16 protein-coding genes are annotated in these 17,451 nt (G+C 38.9%); 5 read left to right on the top strand and 11 right to left on the bottom strand.

The genetic code is table 11. The features are described 5' to 3' along the window. The coding region (locus LY11_RS26805; RefSeq protein WP_211321652.1) for a lectin-like domain-containing protein at positions 1–2,882 on the bottom strand (2,882 nt) is incomplete at its 3' end. A gap of 957 nt (positions 2,883–3,839) precedes the next feature. Between LY11_RS26805 and LY11_RS24875 the strand changes: the two genes are divergently transcribed. Next, a complete protein-coding gene (locus LY11_RS24875; protein ID WP_068400825.1) occupies positions 3,840–4,037 on the top strand; it encodes a hypothetical protein in 198 nt (65 codons plus the stop codon). Between the two features lie 119 nt (positions 4,038–4,156). On the opposite strand, the gene LY11_RS24870 is transcribed toward LY11_RS24875, so the two are convergent. Both LY11_RS24870 and LY11_RS24865 read right to left on the bottom strand, forming a co-directional pair. Continuing rightward, positions 4,157–4,636, bottom strand: coding sequence for a YMGG-like glycine zipper-containing protein (locus LY11_RS24870; protein ID WP_111636302.1), 480 nt, complete (start codon positions 4,634–4,636; stop codon positions 4,157–4,159). A 112-nt stretch (positions 4,637–4,748) separates the two neighbouring features. Next, entirely contained in the window at positions 4,749–5,006 is a 258-nt protein-coding gene (locus LY11_RS24865) for a hypothetical protein (RefSeq protein WP_111636301.1), read from the bottom strand. 144 nt (positions 5,007–5,150) lie between these two features. Between LY11_RS24865 and LY11_RS24860 the strand changes: the two genes are divergently transcribed. From LY11_RS24860 to LY11_RS24845, 4 genes are all read left to right on the top strand, one after another. After that, the gene (locus tag LY11_RS24860) at positions 5,151–5,357 is read left to right on the top strand and encodes a cold-shock protein (protein ID WP_037438206.1); all 207 of its coding nucleotides are present in this window, start codon (positions 5,151–5,153) and stop codon (positions 5,355–5,357) included. A 107-nt stretch (positions 5,358–5,464) separates the two neighbouring features. Then, entirely contained in the window at positions 5,465–6,280 is an 816-nt protein-coding gene (locus tag LY11_RS24855) for an SDR family oxidoreductase (RefSeq protein WP_111636300.1), read from the top strand. Positions 6,281–6,503: 223 nt separating this feature from the next. Next, the gene (locus LY11_RS24850; protein WP_111636299.1) at positions 6,504–7,889 is read left to right on the top strand and encodes an MBL fold metallo-hydrolase; all 1,386 of its coding nucleotides are present in this window, start codon (positions 6,504–6,506) and stop codon (positions 7,887–7,889) included. A 221-nt stretch (positions 7,890–8,110) separates the two neighbouring features. Beyond that, positions 8,111–9,445: an OmpA family protein gene (locus LY11_RS24845; protein ID WP_111636298.1), complete on the top strand. Its 1,335-nt coding sequence runs from the start codon at positions 8,111–8,113 to the stop codon at positions 9,443–9,445. Positions 9,446–9,524: 79 nt separating this feature from the next. On the opposite strand, the gene LY11_RS24840 is transcribed toward LY11_RS24845, so the two are convergent. The 8 genes from LY11_RS24840 to lpdA form a co-directional block, all read right to left on the bottom strand. Continuing rightward, on the bottom strand, positions 9,525–9,884 hold the full coding sequence (locus LY11_RS24840) for a hypothetical protein (protein WP_111636297.1): 360 nt from the start codon (positions 9,882–9,884) through the stop codon (positions 9,525–9,527). Between the two features lie 7 nt (positions 9,885–9,891). Beyond that, positions 9,892–10,992, bottom strand: a complete 1,101-nt coding sequence (locus LY11_RS24835) for an NADH:flavin oxidoreductase (protein WP_111636296.1) — start codon at positions 10,990–10,992, stop codon at positions 9,892–9,894. Positions 10,993–11,002: 10 nt separating this feature from the next. After that, positions 11,003–11,302 (bottom strand): ArsR/SmtB family transcription factor, encoded by a 300-nt coding sequence (locus LY11_RS24830; RefSeq protein WP_111636295.1) that lies wholly within the window; start codon positions 11,300–11,302, stop codon positions 11,003–11,005. 161 nt (positions 11,303–11,463) lie between these two features. Beyond that, positions 11,464–12,402, bottom strand: a complete 939-nt coding sequence (locus tag LY11_RS24825; protein ID WP_111636304.1) for an L-histidine N(alpha)-methyltransferase — start codon at positions 12,400–12,402, stop codon at positions 11,464–11,466. A gap of 4 nt (positions 12,403–12,406) precedes the next feature. Next, positions 12,407–13,555, bottom strand: a complete 1,149-nt coding sequence (gene egtB, locus LY11_RS24820; protein ID WP_111636294.1) for an ergothioneine biosynthesis protein EgtB — start codon at positions 13,553–13,555, stop codon at positions 12,407–12,409. 1 nt (position 13,556) lies between these two features. Continuing rightward, entirely contained in the window at positions 13,557–15,125 is a 1,569-nt protein-coding gene (locus LY11_RS24815; RefSeq protein ID WP_111636293.1) for an ABC transporter permease/substrate-binding protein, read from the bottom strand. A 1-nt stretch (position 15,126) separates the two neighbouring features. Next, positions 15,127–16,056, bottom strand: a complete 930-nt coding sequence (locus tag LY11_RS24810; RefSeq protein WP_111636292.1) for an ABC transporter ATP-binding protein — start codon at positions 16,054–16,056, stop codon at positions 15,127–15,129. Then, entirely contained in the window at positions 16,057–17,439 is a 1,383-nt protein-coding gene (lpdA, locus tag LY11_RS24805; RefSeq protein ID WP_111636291.1) for a dihydrolipoyl dehydrogenase, read from the bottom strand. Positions 17,440–17,451: the final 12 nt, after the last annotated feature.

Raw genomic sequence — 17,451 nt, 5'->3', positions numbered from 1 at the left:
GGTAAACCAGTTACCGTCGCAGTATTTCCATGGGTGACCTGGTATTCAATTGGGGTAATCGCATGGTTGATACATGGCTGCTGCTGATCTGTGTTTACCGCTGATGTTAAAGCAATCGTGACATCCGGTTTAACATTAATTGTACCATGAGTGATGGCAGGCTCACAATCACCGCTCGCTGTAACCGTGTAAGAAATCAGGCCAGCCGTTAATGGTGTACCTGTAATCGTAAACTTGCCCGTGGCAGGATCATAAATCCCGCTAAGCTCTGCCGGCAATCCTGTAGCAATAGCCGTCTTACCATTAGTCACTAAGTACTCGATCTTATTAATAGGAGTATTAATACATGGCTGCTGCTGAGCTGTGTTTACCGCCGATGTTAAAGCAATCGTGATATCCGGTTTAACATTGATTGTACCGTGAATGATGGCAGGCTCACAATCACCGCTCGCTGTAACTGTATAAGAAATCAGACCAGCGGTTAGTGGTGTACCTGTAATCGTAAACTTGCCCGTTGCATTATCGTAAAACGGCACCAACTCTGCCGGCAATCCTGTAGCAACAGCCCCTTTACCATTAGTCACTAAGTACTCGATCTTGGTAATAGGAGTATTAATACAGGGCTGCTGCTGATCTGTGTTTACCGCTGAGTTTAAAGCGATCGTAGTATTTGGTAAGATATTAATCTCTCCAGTTGTGGTTAATGGAGAACAACCACCCAGTATATTTACAGTAAAAGGAAATTTTCCGACAAAGGTCGAAGGAACTCCGCTAATTGTTATTGTTTTTTTATCAATATCATAAAAAAACTTTATTTCTGGATTAGGTGTATTCAGGGTCATGGTTGCTTTAATAGCATCTTTCACCTGGTAAACAATTGGCTTCATTGTCATACCTACACAAAGGCTCTGTATAACATCCCCCGATAACGGAACCAATTCAACCGAAGGATTAGGTTTTATAGTAATCTCACTCCACTCCGACTGCACATTACTACAAGTGGAATTCGAAACGTTTACAATCTCATATGTAAAAACCCCCGCTACATTCGTAGGATGATTTATTGTAATACTTTTACTCGAATTTGATGTAGTAAGCGTCTTAATTGCGCTCGTTACCGTTCCATCGCTAATAGTGTAAGAGAAAGTGTATGGCCCAACTCCATTCTCTCCGGAGAATGTAATCGGAATATCAGGGCTGCCTATACAAACACCTTGTTGATATGGTGAAATTTTTGAAGTTGGCAGTTGATTAACCGTCAATTTTATAATATCCGATATAACAATACATCCGCCAGGAGAACTAACCTTAACCCTATATTGATTACCGCTATAAGTAAATGGCGCATTAGTAATATGAAGCGTACTTGTTTGTGCCCCCAATTTCCCATCAGGATCCGGTAAGCTAATCCAATCACCATTTGAATTCGGATATTCCCATTGATAAGAAAGATTAGATCCTCCTGTAGCAGTTACAGTGGCCGTAAAATTAGAATTTTCACAAATAGTTCCACTTACAGGCTGTACGGTTATTATTGGAGAACTGATATTAAATGTAGCTGTTCCTACTGTTGACTTAGCTCCGTAAACATCCATAAAAGTGAACTGTATAGCTGCAGAACTACCACTATAACCTGGCGCAGGGGTATATAAAAGTTTTTTAGTATTAATATTATCAAATTCAAAAGTACCTGCCGGTGTTATCACTTTTCGATCAATCTCCGGAGTTAAAGGATTCAGATCTACATTATCCGGATTTGGCTCCCCACCTGCATTTGGTCTGGTAGCCCCGGTTAATATATCCAAAACACCATTCTCACGCTGACAAATATTCATCGAAGGACTCGGAGCCTCAGGTTGACTCAATACATTTTCATCAACCGTCAACTTTAATCCCCTAATTTCATGATAATTAACATTATCACCTGTTGAAGAAGCAATTCCGTATTTCAAGCCTTTTGCAGGAATAGGGGTTGTATAAGGAAATTTCACAATAACAGGAGTAACTACACTCCCATGTTTAACACTCACACTGATTAACAATCCTCCCCCTGTTCTGGGTACCAGATTAATAAGTACTTTACGGTATTTCGGATCTCCATCAGTTGCAGTTCTGGAGCCACCACCAATATCAAAAGCATCAGTTTTAAGTGATGAGGTTTTAACAGTTTCAATTAACGGGTAATTCGACGGATCATTTGCCGACCCGTCACCCGCACCGCGTATCGTTACACTATTAGGAATCTGATCTTTATCACCCTGCCTGTTTTCATTATGGTTAGAGAAATTCCCGAATTCATCCAGACCAATTCCTAAATAACCTTTACTGACCCCGCTAAAAAAGGTTTTATCTTTATATAATTGTGCGTATCCCAATGAGCCACCAAATCCACCGATGTTAAAACCAGCATCAGGTACCGCAGCATCAAAGAGAAAAAAACAAAGGCCATCAGCACCATCAGTATCACCTTTATAAGTGAAATACTCAAATTCGATATTTAAACCATAAGTACCTAAAAACACATTATTTGAATAGACATATCCTTTTTGCTTTTTTGTATTATTAGTCAGCCGCAAATACCCTTCGCCTTCTTTATCAGTAACTGAACCTGTAATTGGCCTAAGTGCTGTAAGAAATGCCGTAGGCTCCCCACCAAATTTCACATCAGGCTTATTGGTAGTTGAGTTTTTAAAAGTCTCCTCGTAAGGAAACTGCGCACGCGAAGAAAAAGGATTTAGTATAAATAGAATAAACAAACCGACACTCACTATAGGTACGAACCATTTTCTTGCCGGAATCCCTCTGCGATTCACCTGAGCTGTTAACGAGTGAATCAGCGAAGTAAACTTTGTCAAGAGTTTAAAACGGAGAGGTTTATTCATAGGAGGCGATAGCGTAGATAGTTATCAAAAATTGCCAATCACCAATGCGAAAAATATTTCAAAGTTTATCGTTAATATGACACAAACTCTGAAAGTTAAAAATCCTAATTATCTAAGAATCAATATTTCACATTAGTTAATTATACAATTTATACCCACAAAATAGGCACAATTAATACTATTATCCAAATTTTTACTCCACAAAATTCCCTTTTAATAATTTTTGTGCCAAAAAACACAATTAAAGGCATATATGATAAAATAAACACTCCTTCAAGGAATCATTATTGAATAATTACATTATTAAATCGTATTAAACAACACACAGAGACGTATTAATAGGCACACACTTTCATACAAATAATAGCGATATAATCAAAAGTGAGAAGGTTAAACAAACAAGAACAAAACGTCAAACGAGTAACAACTCCCCAATACGGGGAATATAATACACATATTAATAATGATACTCAATCTGAAAAAATTAACCGTAAAAGGAAATATGTAATCCAAATAATTATTAATTACCTAACAACAATATTAAATAAGATTTAAAAGAATACTATTCTCTTTTTTATAATTACGCTTTATATTAATCCTGCTACACTAAAGAAATATCACACAATACTATTACTCCTTAAAAGAATAATTCCCCATATCCCATAGACAGTTCAAGGAATCTTACGCAAACAGATCAATACATATTCAGCTTCGGCTTTTGTAAATAAATTATTTTGTGTATATTTGCGTAGAACGGAGTATAAACTCAAACTCTCTTAATACTTACTTGCTAATCAATCCATTTGATTAGATTCAATTTCTCCTGGCTCCCCTACCGTTGTTGCCCGGGAATTTAAGTTTTATTCGGGCTAGATCGATCCAGTACTATATTGTTTATGGAACGCCTTAACAAGTAACAGCAGAGAAGAGTTATTTTTTAACTAAATACGGAAATTTATGGCTAAGTCTCAGGCGACCTTCATGAAGAAGCAACTAGAAAAAAACAGGCAGAAGAAAAAAGAAGATAAAGAGCAACGCAAAGAAGAACGCAAGCAAAATTCAACAGGCGGCGATTTGGAAAGTATGATGGCATACGTAAATGAATACGGTGAAATTGTATCTACACCTCCAGAAAAAGCACCTGAAAAGAAATAAATAAAAAAGCCTGATTTATTATATAATAAATCAGGCTTTTTTATTTTAAAGACCAATCTTAAATTAAATTTAAGATTGGTCAATCAAGAATATGTTATCAAACAGATACCGGTGTAAACCTAGTTTTTAGGTTGAACCCTACCCGATTTTCTATCTTGTCCACGACCGATCAAATAACCGGCACCAGCACCCGCTACACCACCGATAATAGCACCTCTGCCTTTTTTCTTATCGATAAGCGCACCACCTAATCCACCTGCACCAGCACCAATAACAGTTCCTAACGCTGCACTGCTCCAACCTTTCTTTTTAGTTGTTGTAGTTGTTTGGTGATCAACAGAGTGACTGCGTGGCGAAGCCATCGTAGCAGCAGGAGCATTTTCAGCAGCTTTGGCAGAAGCCAGCATTAAAACTCTTTTTTCCTCTTGTATCTTAGCTGCCTGTTGTTTTTCGGCAACATCTGCTTTTCTGAAGCTATCTAATCTCATACTGTCTTTCACAGCCTTGATCGTAGCTACTTTAATTGCTTCTTCTTTTTTGGCATTAGTACATGCTGTAAAAGCAAGTGCTATACCTAATATTGCGAACGTATTTTTCATCTTGTGTTTTTTTTAGTTGTATTAGATATTAAAGTCTATTAACTATTTGCTAAAATGATGCCAAGATTAATATTCCTGTTACAATAACTCTTAAAACTTATTTAAACATGCCTTATTTATCCATTAAAGGAGAATTGCCGGGTGATTCTCTTGTATCATGGCTATCATCCTCTCCATCCGGATTATGAGAGATCCGGTCATTATCATTGTTATAATTAGTTCTTCCAGGATTCACAGAAGAACCATCTGCATCCAACCCTAAATTGTCTGCTTCCCGGTACTTTTCCAAATCTTCGGGTGTGTCTGCTGCTTTAACCTTATTTACCTGACCGGTTTTAGTTTTGTCTGCTTTTGATCCTGAATTTATCATAATATTAATCTTTTATATTTCTAACAACAAAAACAATACACACCGGTTTTATTCAATTCATGTAAAATGAATACAATAAGCAATTAAGATTTTGGATATTAGTATTCAATTGATTATTTTCACAGCGAAATTTATAACATTAATATGCGTACAACAGGAAAAGTTAAATGGTTTAATTCTGCAAAAGGGTTTGGTTTTATAACTCCAGAAGATGGAGGAAAAGATATTTTCGTACATTTTTCTGCGATTGCAGGAGATTCATTCAGAGAATTGAATGAAGGTGACAATGTAGAATTCGAATTGAATGACGGTAAAAAAGGCCCTGAGGCTTCAAATGTAACTGTTCTTTAAGAAATTCGTTAAAATTTAAAAAGGGGTGATGCTTTGCATTACCCCTTTTTTTTTATAATTATCACTTATACTAATACAAAACCTGCCGACTATAAAAATTAGTATCAATGTATTCATTAAATAACAAAATCAGCATATTGGGATGTGGTTGGTACGGACTCGAACTTGCCAAAGAATTGATAAAAAACGGTTATATCGTAAAAGGTTCGACAACTACTCCAGATAAATTAGAAAGTTTACAACAAGCTGGAATCCTCCCCTATCTTATAAATTTCACCGAAGAAGAAAACAGAGTTGATCATGAATTTTTCGACTGTGAGCTATTAATTATAAGCATTCCTCCAAAGAGAAGTACAGCGGAACAACATACCTTTTTATCAAAGATCCAAAAAATAGCAGCGGCAGCAATAATTGGCAATGTTAAGCAGGTTATTTTTATCAGCGCAACTTCTGTATATGGTGATGATAACCAGCAGGTCGATGAACATACTATTCCAAACCCCGAAACAGAATCTGGCAAAGCAATTTTAGCAGCAGAACAAACTTTAACAGCAAGTGCTGATTATACAACTACCATACTCAGGTTTGGCGGATTAATAGGCCCCGGCAGAGATCCGGGAAGATTCTTTGCAGGTAAATCAGCTATACCGAATGGAAATGCCCCCGTAAATCTGATTCATCTTACAGATTGTATCGGTTTAACGCTGAGCATCATTCAAAAGCAAGCTTTTGGTTATACTTTCAATGCGTGTGCTGCAGATCATCCAACCCGGTCAATATTCTATACTGCCGCAGCTGAGAGGTCAGGTTTAGCAATTCCTCAGTTCAAAGACGAACTGCTCAACTGGAAATCAGTACATAGTATATATATAGCTGAAAAGCTCAATTATGAATTTAAAATCACACTCCATAGTCTGGTTTGAGCAAATATATAATGTAACATACAGTTCTCTAAATCAAAACAATAAGATCTTATCAACTTGATGAGACGAAAAATTGATGGTGTTTACCTTTTAAAATGATATATTGCTAATCTTTTTATTCTTTTTAAGCTGAAAGAATCCGGGCTTTTGCAATTAAAATTGTTTATCTTCTATTATAGATGTTTTAAACAAGCCCTAAGATTGCGGGAAAATATATACGAACATGAAATTAACGATTTGGGGAGCAGCGAAACAGGTAACAGGCAGTATGCACCTGCTTCAATCACACAATTATAGTATACTTATAGATTGCGGACTTGATTATGAAAAAGAAACTTATCAGGAAGAAAATCAGTATTTCCCCTTTGATCCGGCTTCAATAGATGTCGTTATTTTAACGCATGCCCATATTGACCATTCCGGAAATTTACCCACGCTATTAAGAATGGGCTTTAATGGTCAGATTTTATGTACACCGCCTACAGCAGATTTAACAGAACTCCTGTTAATGGACTCTGTAAATATATTTTTAAGTAAACAGACTAAAAGGGGAAGAGGCAAAAGGGCAGCATCAGGCCCTAAACCACTTTATCTGCACAAACATGTGATGGATACTGTAGATCGGTTTGTAACGATTGCCTTCGATAAAGATTTTACCATTAAAGAAGGTATTACCCTGCGCTTTATTCCTGTAGGCCATTTGTTAGGTGCAGCGGCCGTTGTATTAAACATTCTGGAAGACGGGCAGGAAAAGAGAATCGCATTTACCGGAGACATCGGCCGTAAGAATTATCCGGTATTGGTTGATCCGCAGCCGATTCCCGAGGTTGATTATTTAGTATCTGAATCTACTTATGGTGGCAGACTTCACAGTAAAGACACCACAATTGAACAGAAACTGGTAGAAACGATCAATGAAACCTGTGTTAAATTTCCAGGTCGTTTAATCATTCCGGCTTTTAGCATAGGCAGAACGCAGGCACTGGTTTATTCACTCAATAAAATATTCAGCGAAGGCCTGCTTCCACCTGTAAAGATATTTGTAGATAGCCCGCTGGCCAGTTTTGCGACAGATGTTTACCGCAAGCACCATCATTTACTCAATGAAGAATCTCAGGATTTTTACAAACGTAAAGGTGACGAGTTTGAATTTGAGGAACTTTCCTATGTACAGGACAAAAGAGAGAGTATTTCGATCTCGAATTACCATGAACCTTGTATTATTATCTCTTCGGCAGGGATGCTGGAAGGCGGAAGGATACAGGATCATTTATACCACAATATCCAAAATTACTATTGCACGATCCTGTTTATAGGCTATTGTGCTAAAGGAACTTTAGGAAACAGACTGTTAAGAGGAGATCCTATTGTCCGTTTACGCCACCGTGAGCTATCTGTTTTTGCAACAATCAAACAAACAGATTTACTGAGCGGACATGGAGATCACGAGGATCTGTTAAATACAGTGAAACAACAACATCCAGAAAAACTCAAAAAAGTATTTCTTGTTCATGGTGAAAGTAAAAGTCTGGAGAGTTTAGCTGCTGCAATAACAGACACTGGATATACTGTGGCCATACCAGAAAAAGGTGAAGTATTTGAACTATAATTTATAGAAAACAACCGTTTTGTAGCAAATACTATACAGTTTATTGAACTTCAACAGAGAATAGTCAGTATTAACTCAGAAAACAAATTCCCTTGTAAATTACTCATTATCAATTTATTCTATATTTCTAATCCCAATTAAATCTCAATTGGCAGGATTATTACGTGTTGGCTAATTATTCAGTAGAGTACTGATGATTTAATATCTAACTATAAATAAAGATGAACTCAAGAATTACAAAATCAGCGTTGATACTATCCTTGGTAGGACTATCAACCTCGTTGTTTGCTCAGGACGTTAATCCTGATTCAACAAAACGCTTTGACAAAAAAGATTTCCGCACCTGGTCAATTGGTCTGAATGGCGGTATGTTAACGCACTACACTCCTTTCAATAATAGAGCTAATGGTGACTTTAGTACTCCTCAAGAAAGCTGGGGTTACGGAGGTTACATTAAGAAACAAATTCTTCCTGGATTTGGTATCCAGGCTGACTTCCTTGCTGGTAAAGTAAAAGGTCTGAGAGCTAATAACCCAGATGGTACTACACAAGCTGGTACTAGTTTTGAAACCCGTATTGACTGGTCGGCAGCTGTTAGTGGTAACTTTACTATTGCTAACATGAGCTTAAACCACAAACGTACTATACTTTCACCTTACTTAACAGCTGGTGCTGGTTACATGTCTTCAAGTGCAAATACTAATGTAGTTGGAACAACTGCTACTCCTGCTGGAAGCACAGGTTATGGTGAGCACTGGTTTATCCCGGTTGGAGCAGGTTTTAAAGTTGGTTTATCAAAAGGTGTTAACCTTGATTTAGGTTACACAGTTAACTTCATGAAAACTAACAACTTTGACGGTGTACAAAGTGCTGCTAACGACAAATTCACTTATGCGCATGCTGGTGTTGAGATTGCCCTTGGTAAAAGAGGAACTTCTCAATTACAAAACTTCAGTGCAATTGCAGCAGTTCGTGAAGAAAGTGCAGCAGAAAGTGCTGAGTTAAGAAGAGCATTATCTACTTCTGAGCAAAACAGACTGAGAGATCAGGAACAATATGCTAAAGATATGGGTGATGAAGATGGTGATGGTGTAGCTAACAAATTTGACAAGTGCCCTGGAACTCCAGCAAACACAACTGTTGATGGTGCTGGTTGTCCTTTAAAAACACCAAAACAAATTATCAAAGAAAAAGTAATCGTTACTGCTGAAGATCGTAGAGTTGTTGATGAAGCTATCAGAAACTTAGAATTTGATTTAAGTAAAGCGACTATCCGTCCTACTTCTTACAACACTTTAAATAGAGTTGCAGCTTTATTAGTAGAGAAAAACTTTAGCTTGAAATTAGCTGGTCACACTGATAACACAGGTTCAATGGCTTTAAACTTACGTCTATCTAAAGACAGAGCTGAAGCGATCAAAACTTACTTAGTTTCACAAGGTGCTAACGCATCCCGTATTGAAGCAACAGGTTACGGTCCAAACCAACCAATTGCATCTAACAAAACTGCTGCTGGTCGTCAGAAAAACAGAAGAGTTGAATTCTCTTTATTTTAATCAGAACAGTTAAATCAATAAAAAAAGCAGGTGTCTCCAATGGACACCTGCTTTTTTTATACTATTATTTTAGTAACGACTAATCAGAATCCCGTTCAGGCCAATACTCCCCTATGAGCTCCAGCGCTCTTGACTTTTCATCCAGATGAACTGTTACCGTCATCTTTTCCTGCGCTAAAGTATCAATCGCACTACAAGCACTAAATTCTTCCAGTGTATACTGAAGCTGCACTGTTATTAGTTTAAGCTTGCTGGAAAAACTACCAGGGAAGACAGTTACCCTGCTAACCTTTTCACGCGCATGATAAGCCTGCAGCATGTAAGCAACCTGATCTGCATGTTCCTTAATCGTTTGAAGCAGCAGTTGTTCTAATGCAGAATCCGCCTGACCTGAAACTTCCAGGTCAGACGAAATATTTAATTTTACAGCCGATTGCATCTGCCGATTAAACCAGTTCAGCAAGTGCCGAAGCAGTAAATCCTTTTAATTCATTTTCACGATGGTCACGAATTTTTTGTACCCATTCAGGATCCGCTAAAAGAGGTCTTCCAACAGCTAGCAAGTCGAAATCACCTCTATCTAATCTTCTAACCAGCTCATCCAGAGAACTAGGCTGTGAAGACTCGCCAGCAAAAGCAGCAGTGAAATCGCCATTCAAACCAACTGACCCTACAGTAATTGTAGCCGCACCAGTAATTTTCTTAGCCCATCCTGCAAAGTTCAGATCTGATCCTTCAAATTCAGGTTCCCAGAAACGACGTTGTGAACAGTGCAGAATATCAACACCAGCATCCACAATAGGATTTAACCAGCTATCCATTTCTGTTGGGTTGGCAGCAAGTTTATAATTATAATCTTGTGGTTTCCACTGCGATAAACGAAGGATAACCGCGAAATCATTACCAACCTGTCTGCGCACTTCTTTAACTACTTCGACTGCAAAACGGCTTCTTTCAGCGATTGTTTTACCGCCATAATTATCCGTGCGATGGTTCAGCTGATCCCAGAAAAACTGATCAATCAGATAACCATGCGCTCCGTGTATTTCTACCGTATCAAAACCCAACTTCTTAACATCTGCTGCTGCACGACCGTAGGATAAAATTGCATCTGCAATATCACTTTCAGTCATCGCCTTTCCTTTTTGCTGCCCAGGGCTAACAAATCCTGACGGCCCTTCAAATTCTACAGAGGGAGTCCAGCCAGATTTATGGTCAGGTTGTATCCCCATATGCCAGATCTGTGGCCCCATCAATCCACCTGCTGTATGGACATCTTTAATTACTTTATCCCATCCTGCCAATGCTTGTTCTCCATAAAAATGAGGGATGCTTGGATCATTTGCCGAAGAAAGACGGTCAATCACTGTGCCTTCAGACAAGATCAGTCCAACATCACCAGCTGCTCTTTTACGGTAATAATCAGCAACATCTGCTGTGGGTATGCCATTTGGTGAAAATGCCCGTGTCATTGGTGCCATCACCAATCTATTTTTCATGTTCAATGTTTTCAGCTTAAAGGGCTGGAACAAACTGTCTGTATTCATAGCTATTTAATTATATTGAAGTTTCTATTAATTGTTTAAGTTCAAGGCATGCAGCCTCATTTCTTTTGTAATAGGTCCACTGTCCTATCCGGGTAGATTCAATCAGTCCGGTTCTTTGAAGAACGGATAAGTATTCAGAAATTGTAGATTGCGTCAATTGTGCTTTACACTGTATCTGACCTACGCAAACGCCAACCTCTTTCATATCCCGGTCTTGTGGGGGAAAATTTAATTCAGGCTCTTTCAGCCATTGCAAAATCATTAATCTTGTCTTGTTCGACAATGCCTTAAATACCTCTACCTGATCCATGACACAAATGTATATCGGAATTTCCCGATATGCCTATGAAATAATAAAATGTGACCTAAACCTGATTCTCAGACAAAAAACAGACAATAAAAAAGGCTTAACTACCCTAATCAGAGTAATTAAGCCTTTAAAGCTTTTTAAAAAACAGGAGTTACATTAAATTATACGCACTGCCAAACTGTATCTACAAACCATTTCTTATGGTCATAGAAATGCGTTACCGTTTTAAATCCAGATACTTTAGCAATATTTTCCGTCTCCTGAATACTGTATTTTTGAGAAATCTCCATATAGATGACTTCATTCTCATAAAATTGGAAAGTCTGATCAGCAATATTCACTTTCTGGTTTTTCTTACTGACCAGGTAACTTTTGCAGGCACCAGTGATAGGATCATAGTTTGGATAATGCTGAAACTGACCCACATTAAAATCACCACCTAATTCATCATTTATCCTATGCAGCAGGTTCAGGTTAAAATCACGCGTAAAACCTGCAGCATCGTTATAAGCAGCAAGAATAGTATGCGGATTCTTTTTCAAATCAAAACCAATTAACACTAAATCCCCTTCTTGTAACGCAGCGCGGATCTTACGGCAAAACTCAATCGCATTCTCAGGAGTCTCATTTCCGATATTTCCCCCAAGCAACATCACTACCTTCTTCCTGGAAGAGATAGCATTTGCCTTTTCCAGCATATCAAAATACTCTCCATTCAAGCCCTGTACCTTAAGGCCCTTGATTTTCTCAGGTAACGACTGCTCTAAATGGGCAATCATTGTAGAAGAAATATCAATTGGCATATAAGTAAAGTCTACCTTCGTATCCACCAGTTCTTTGAGCAGATAACTTGACTTGGTGGCATCCCCTGCGCCCATTTCGACCAGATCGAAAGTATTAAATCCGTTTTTCAGGGCAACTGCCAAATCTTTAAACCGCTCTGTGAAGATTTCTTTTTCACAGTTGGTCGGATAATATTCAGGACAATTCATAATCTCCTGAAAAAGTTTATCACCCTTTCCGTCGTAAAAATACTTCGAATTTAAAGTTTTCTGTGGTTGACTAAGGTCATGTAGAACCTCTTTTAAAAATTGATTCATATCATTATTTTGAAAGCCTGATACCACTGAACATCCAGCGCATATCAGGGTGAAAGAAGTTTCTATAAGTGTTTCTGCTGTGGTTTACCGGGGTAGCAATAGATCCACCGCGCAATACTTTCTGATTCACCATAAATTTACCATTATATTCCCCTAAGGCACCCGCAGCTTTGGAGAAGCCCGGATATGGCAGGTATGCACTTTCCGTCCATTCCCATAATTTACCCCATTCAAATAAAGAAGAGGCTACTTCCCATTCAAATTCTGTGGGTAAACGCATACCTTTCCACTGTGCATAAGCCGATGCTTCGTAATAACTGATATTGGAAACGGGGGAGTTCATTTTTAAGATTTCGAGTCCGGATAAGCTGTACCGATGCCATTGTCCGTCAATTTCATACCAGTACAGGGGTGCATTGATGTGTTTTTCCTTTACCCAGTCCCAACCCTGTGCATGCCATAAACTGAAATCCTCGTATCCTCCTGCCTTTATAAATTCAAGGTACTCTGCATTACTGACCAAACGGGTTGAAATACTGAAATTCTGGATATATACTTTATGTCTGCCCAGCTCATTATCAAAATGAAAAGAGTCTCCCTGGTATCCAATCTCGTGGACACCTTCTTTGAAATCCACCCAGCCCTGCTCAGCCAGCGTCAATCCCTTTTCTATAGTATCAGCAGCATAAGCAGGAAATAACGGATTATGGCCAAGTATATATTTAATATCATACCATAACAACTCCTGATGTTGCTGTTCATGGTTTAAACCTAATATCATGAGCTCTTCTATCTCGCTGCTGACTCCGCATAACAGGAATTTCTCCATCGCCTCATCTACATAAGCACGGTAATGGAAAATCTCATCTACCGTTGGACGGCTCAGGTTACCTCTGTCTGTTCGGATCACCCTTGCTCCTATACTTTCATAATAACTATTGAAAACATAGTTATAATCCGGATTAAAAGGCTGATAGGCAATAGCATGAGGGATCAAAATAAAAGTCTCAAAAAACCAGGTGGTGTGACCAAGATGCCATTTAGGCGGACTAACTTCTTCCGCCGGCTGTACCACGTAGTCTTCTTTTTGCAGTTTATCGCACACCAATACGCTATGCGACCTCACTGCGGAGTATTGCTCCAAAAGTGACATATTAATTTTGGTTTAGATGGTTGGTTAAGTTTGTTATACTTTTAATATGCAAACTTTGTGCCTGTTCTCTTCTCATCATCAGTGCATAGGCATTATTAAAGCCTATTGGCTTAAGCCACTTTATATTGAACTGATTTTTAAATTCATCACTGACATACCGATATACGCCATCCACATCTCCTGTCAGCTTATTTATAGTTTTTGCGTCTGGTTTAAGCAGCACTAAAAAACCTGTCCCTGTATACTCCGGGTAAAAATCGATCTGATTATTAGTCAGTGCATCAAAACATATTTTTGTTCCTCCAAGCCCTGTTTTAGTCACAACTTCCAAATCGGTATTTCCTTTAATCAATATTTTGTAGATCTGGGCAAGGATATACTGCTCACCAAATATTTTTGATCCTATTCTTATGGTACTCTTTCCAGCAGTTCTGGCTGGCTTGTATAAATGATGTGCTTTGGTAAAATCCAAGGCCACCTTTTCAGGAGTTTCTTTCAGCTGATCTACTTTATAGTTCATCGCGATCATTGTGGAATCATTAATAAACCCTGACAACTGATTCAAAACAGCTTCAAGCCCGGGGTGCTGATCCAATACCTCCTGCCTCACAACCGGAGCAGCATAATAAGGAGGAAAGATATGTTTGTCATCCTCCAGGATAACCAGATCATAAGCTTTCAGCCTGCCATCGGTACTATAACCACTAATGACATCTAATTTTTTCTCGAAAGCCGCCTTATACATCACAGCATCACTAATTACTACAGTTTCAATTCCCAATTTATAGATTTTTTTCAGTCCTAAATACCCATCTTCCCTGCCCATAAATTCGGGTGTAAAACCACCTAACATTTTTCCGCCAATCTGCGTTGGCAATAAATAGAAAGAGCTCAGCGTAATCAAAGCAAAAGGAAGCACCAGGTAAGAGATACGAATACTTTTGAGATTCAGTTTTTGAACGAGAGATAATAAGAAATCCAGTACAATTGCCAGTAAAGCAGCAGGAATAGCACCTGCCAGAATCATATTTGAGTTATTTAAAGCGATACCGCCGAAGATAAACTCTCCTAAACCACCCGCAGCAATATAGGCCGCTAAAGTCGCAACCCCTACATTAATTACCGTAGCGGTCCGGATACCGGCCATTAATACAGGAAAAGCTAAAGGCAGTTCTACTTTCATCAGAATCTGCCACCTGCTCATTCCCATTCCTTTAGCTGCCTCGACAACTGCAGGGTTTACCTCCATAATACCAGTATAGGTATTTCTGATGATCGGCAGTAAAGCGTACAAAAAGAGGGCAAGAATAGCTGGTTTAGGCCCAATACCCAGGAAAGGGATCAGCACACCCAACAGGGCAATACTTGGGATTGTTTGTAAAATGCCTGCAAACCCAAGTACAAGACCAGATAATTTTTGCTTCCTGGTAATCAGGATGCCTACAGGAACAGCAATCAGGATCGCAATGACCAGTGAAATTAAAGTCAATCCTATATGTGCCCAGGTCTGACTCCATAATTTATCGGACTGCTGGCCAACAAATTCCCAGAAACTTTGTGCCTGTTCCATATTATTGTTTTTTATAAGCTGAAAAGGCCCGCATCAGCTCTTCTATATGGATAGCATCAGGGGAATTACTTGAATTATCAGACAGGTTTTCAGGACTATCCGCAGCTTGATCAACATTCAGGAGCTGTTCCATCCTTTCCCAAACCGTTATCTTTTGATCCGGATAACCGGGCAATAGTTCAGCGATCGGCACAGATTTCAATTCCAGCTGTAAACGCTGCTCTTTAAAGAAATTTGCTACAAAATCATTGGCAGGATGAAAAAGTAAGTCCTCAGGTGTTCCGATTTGCTTAATTTCACCTTTATCCATCAGGCAAATCCGGTCGCCCATTTCAAAAGCCTCCTGCACATCATGTGTAACCATGACCACCGTCTTTTTAACCAGCTCATCGAGCGCTCTGAACTCTTTACGGATACTAATTCTTGTTAAATTATCTAAAGCGCCAAAAGGCTCATCCATTAATAATACCGGAGGATTAACCATTAATGATCTGGCTAAACCTACCCTTTGTTGCTGTCCGCCGCTCAAAGCTGCCGGATATTTATCTGCTAAAGCAGGATCAAGGTTTAGTTTATGAAATAGCTCATCCGCTCTTTTACGAATATCCTCGTTTTTCCATTTTAGCAATCTTGGTACAATAGCGATATTTTCAGCAACTGTATAATGCGGAAAAAGACCGTGACTTTGCAATACATAGCCAATTCCGCGCCTTAATTCTTCTGGCTGACGCGTACTGATGTCAACCCCATCCAGAAAAATGGTTCCTGAATCTGGTGCAATCAGCCTATTGATCATACGCAGCGTAGTCGTTTTACCACAACCGCTCGTCCCTAGTAAAATCAGGTTTTCGCCTTCTTTTACCTCAAAACTGATATTATTAACGGCTAACGAAGTGCCAAATTTCCTGACCAGGTTCTCTGCTTTAATCATTTAAGCGATAGACATAAATAAGTTATTGAGGGATTCAGCATATAAAGGATGCGCGAAAATGGTGAACCTTATTTCTTCATAAGTGATCTTACCCATCATTGCCATTTGCAAAATGGACATAATTTCACCTCCTTGTTCACCAATAATGGTTGCACCCAGGATCTGTTTTGTCTTTTTATCAACCACAGCTTTCATAAAACCCCTGGTTTCTGCATTTTCAATCGCCCTGGCTACATTACGCATTGGAATTTTAGCAACCAGGTAATCAATTCCCTGTGCTGCAGCCTGCGTTTCAGTGATGCCAATACGGCCTAACTGAGGATCAGTAAACATACAATAGGGCACCATACGGTCTTTAATACTCATTTTACTTCCTTCCAAAAGATTTTTGGTGACTACAATATAATCATTATATGAAATATGTGTAAATGCCGGCCCCCCTTTTACATCCCCCAGTGCATATATATTAGCGGCTTTGGTTTCCAGAAACTCATTCACCTTAACGAATCCATGCGGATCACATTCTACAGTTGTATTTTCCAGTCCTAAAGCTGTTGTTTGGGGGCTTCTTCCTGAGGCAAGCAATACATGTGAGCAGGTAATAGTCGTTTTTTCACCTTTTAGATCTATAGTGGCTTTGATTTTATCATGAGCTAATGTTTCAAATTTCACAACTTTAGCTTCTGTTAAAACCTCCATTCCTTCTTCCTTGAAGATTTCGCTCATGACCTCACAAACATCATTATCTTCTTTTGGCATGAGCTGTACGCTTTGTTCCATAATTGTAATTCTGGAGCCAAAACGCTTAAACATCTGCCCAAATTCCAGTCCGATATAACCTCCTCCAACAATAAGCAGGTGTTCAGGAACTTCTTTCAGTTCAAGAATAGTGGTCGAAGTGAGGTATTTAATGGCTTTAACCCCTTCTATATCCGGGATTCGCGGACTTGCCCCCGTATTAATGAAGATATGTTTGGCGGTATAATTTTCAAAATTACCATCCCTTTCATTCACATACACGGTATGATCATCCTGAAACTTAGCCTCTCCATAAATTAAGGTCAGGTTCTTTGTCTTTTCGATCCCTTTAATTGAGCCCTCACGGAATTGAGTTACAATAGCTGATTTACGGGCCATAATTGCCTTGAAATCTATCTCATAAGCAGGTATATCAATCCCGAGATCTTTACTTCTGCCAGCCTGGTAAGCTAGCCTGGCAGAAGCAACCATAGCTTTAGTTGGCGTACATCCATCGTTAATGCAAGTACCACCAACCATTCTTTTCTCTATCAATGCAGTTTTCCAGCCTGCATTTGCTAATTTCTTAGCCAGGGGCACGCCAGCCTGACCTGCACCGATTACTATTGCGTCAAATTCCTTCATTAAACCAACAAC

Source organism: Pedobacter cryoconitis (assembly GCF_003259615.1).
Taxonomy (GTDB): Bacteria; Bacteroidota; Bacteroidia; order Sphingobacteriales; family Sphingobacteriaceae; genus Pedobacter; species Pedobacter cryoconitis.
Note: the sequence above shows the minus strand (reverse complement) of the source record. Positions and strands in the feature narration are given on the sequence as shown.

Coding starts and splice junctions, on each gene's coding strand:
- LY11_RS24875 (WP_068400825.1), top strand. CDS start 3,840: ATGGCTAAGTCTCAGGCGACCTTCATGAAGAAGCAACTAGAAAAAAAC.
- LY11_RS24870 (WP_111636302.1), bottom strand. CDS start 4,636: ATGAAAAATACGTTCGCAATATTAGGTATAGCACTTGCTTTTACAGCA.
- LY11_RS24865 (WP_111636301.1), bottom strand. CDS start 5,006: ATGATAAATTCAGGATCAAAAGCAGACAAAACTAAAACCGGTCAGGTA.
- LY11_RS24860 (WP_037438206.1), top strand. CDS start 5,151: ATGCGTACAACAGGAAAAGTTAAATGGTTTAATTCTGCAAAAGGGTTT.
- LY11_RS24855 (WP_111636300.1), top strand. CDS start 5,465: ATGTATTCATTAAATAACAAAATCAGCATATTGGGATGTGGTTGGTAC.
- LY11_RS24850 (WP_111636299.1), top strand. CDS start 6,504: ATGAAATTAACGATTTGGGGAGCAGCGAAACAGGTAACAGGCAGTATG.
- LY11_RS24845 (WP_111636298.1), top strand. CDS start 8,111: ATGAACTCAAGAATTACAAAATCAGCGTTGATACTATCCTTGGTAGGA.
- LY11_RS24840 (WP_111636297.1), bottom strand. CDS start 9,884: ATGCAATCGGCTGTAAAATTAAATATTTCGTCTGACCTGGAAGTTTCA.
- LY11_RS24835 (WP_111636296.1), bottom strand. CDS start 10,992: ATGAATACAGACAGTTTGTTCCAGCCCTTTAAGCTGAAAACATTGAAC.
- LY11_RS24830 (WP_111636295.1), bottom strand. CDS start 11,302: ATGGATCAGGTAGAGGTATTTAAGGCATTGTCGAACAAGACAAGATTA.
- LY11_RS24825 (WP_111636304.1), bottom strand. CDS start 12,402: ATGAATCAATTTTTAAAAGAGGTTCTACATGACCTTAGTCAACCACAG.
- egtB (WP_111636294.1), bottom strand. CDS start 13,555: ATGTCACTTTTGGAGCAATACTCCGCAGTGAGGTCGCATAGCGTATTG.
- LY11_RS24815 (WP_111636293.1), bottom strand. CDS start 15,125: ATGGAACAGGCACAAAGTTTCTGGGAATTTGTTGGCCAGCAGTCCGAT.
- LY11_RS24810 (WP_111636292.1), bottom strand. CDS start 16,056: ATGATTAAAGCAGAGAACCTGGTCAGGAAATTTGGCACTTCGTTAGCC.
- lpdA (WP_111636291.1), bottom strand. CDS start 17,439: ATGAAGGAATTTGACGCAATAGTAATCGGTGCAGGTCAGGCTGGCGTG.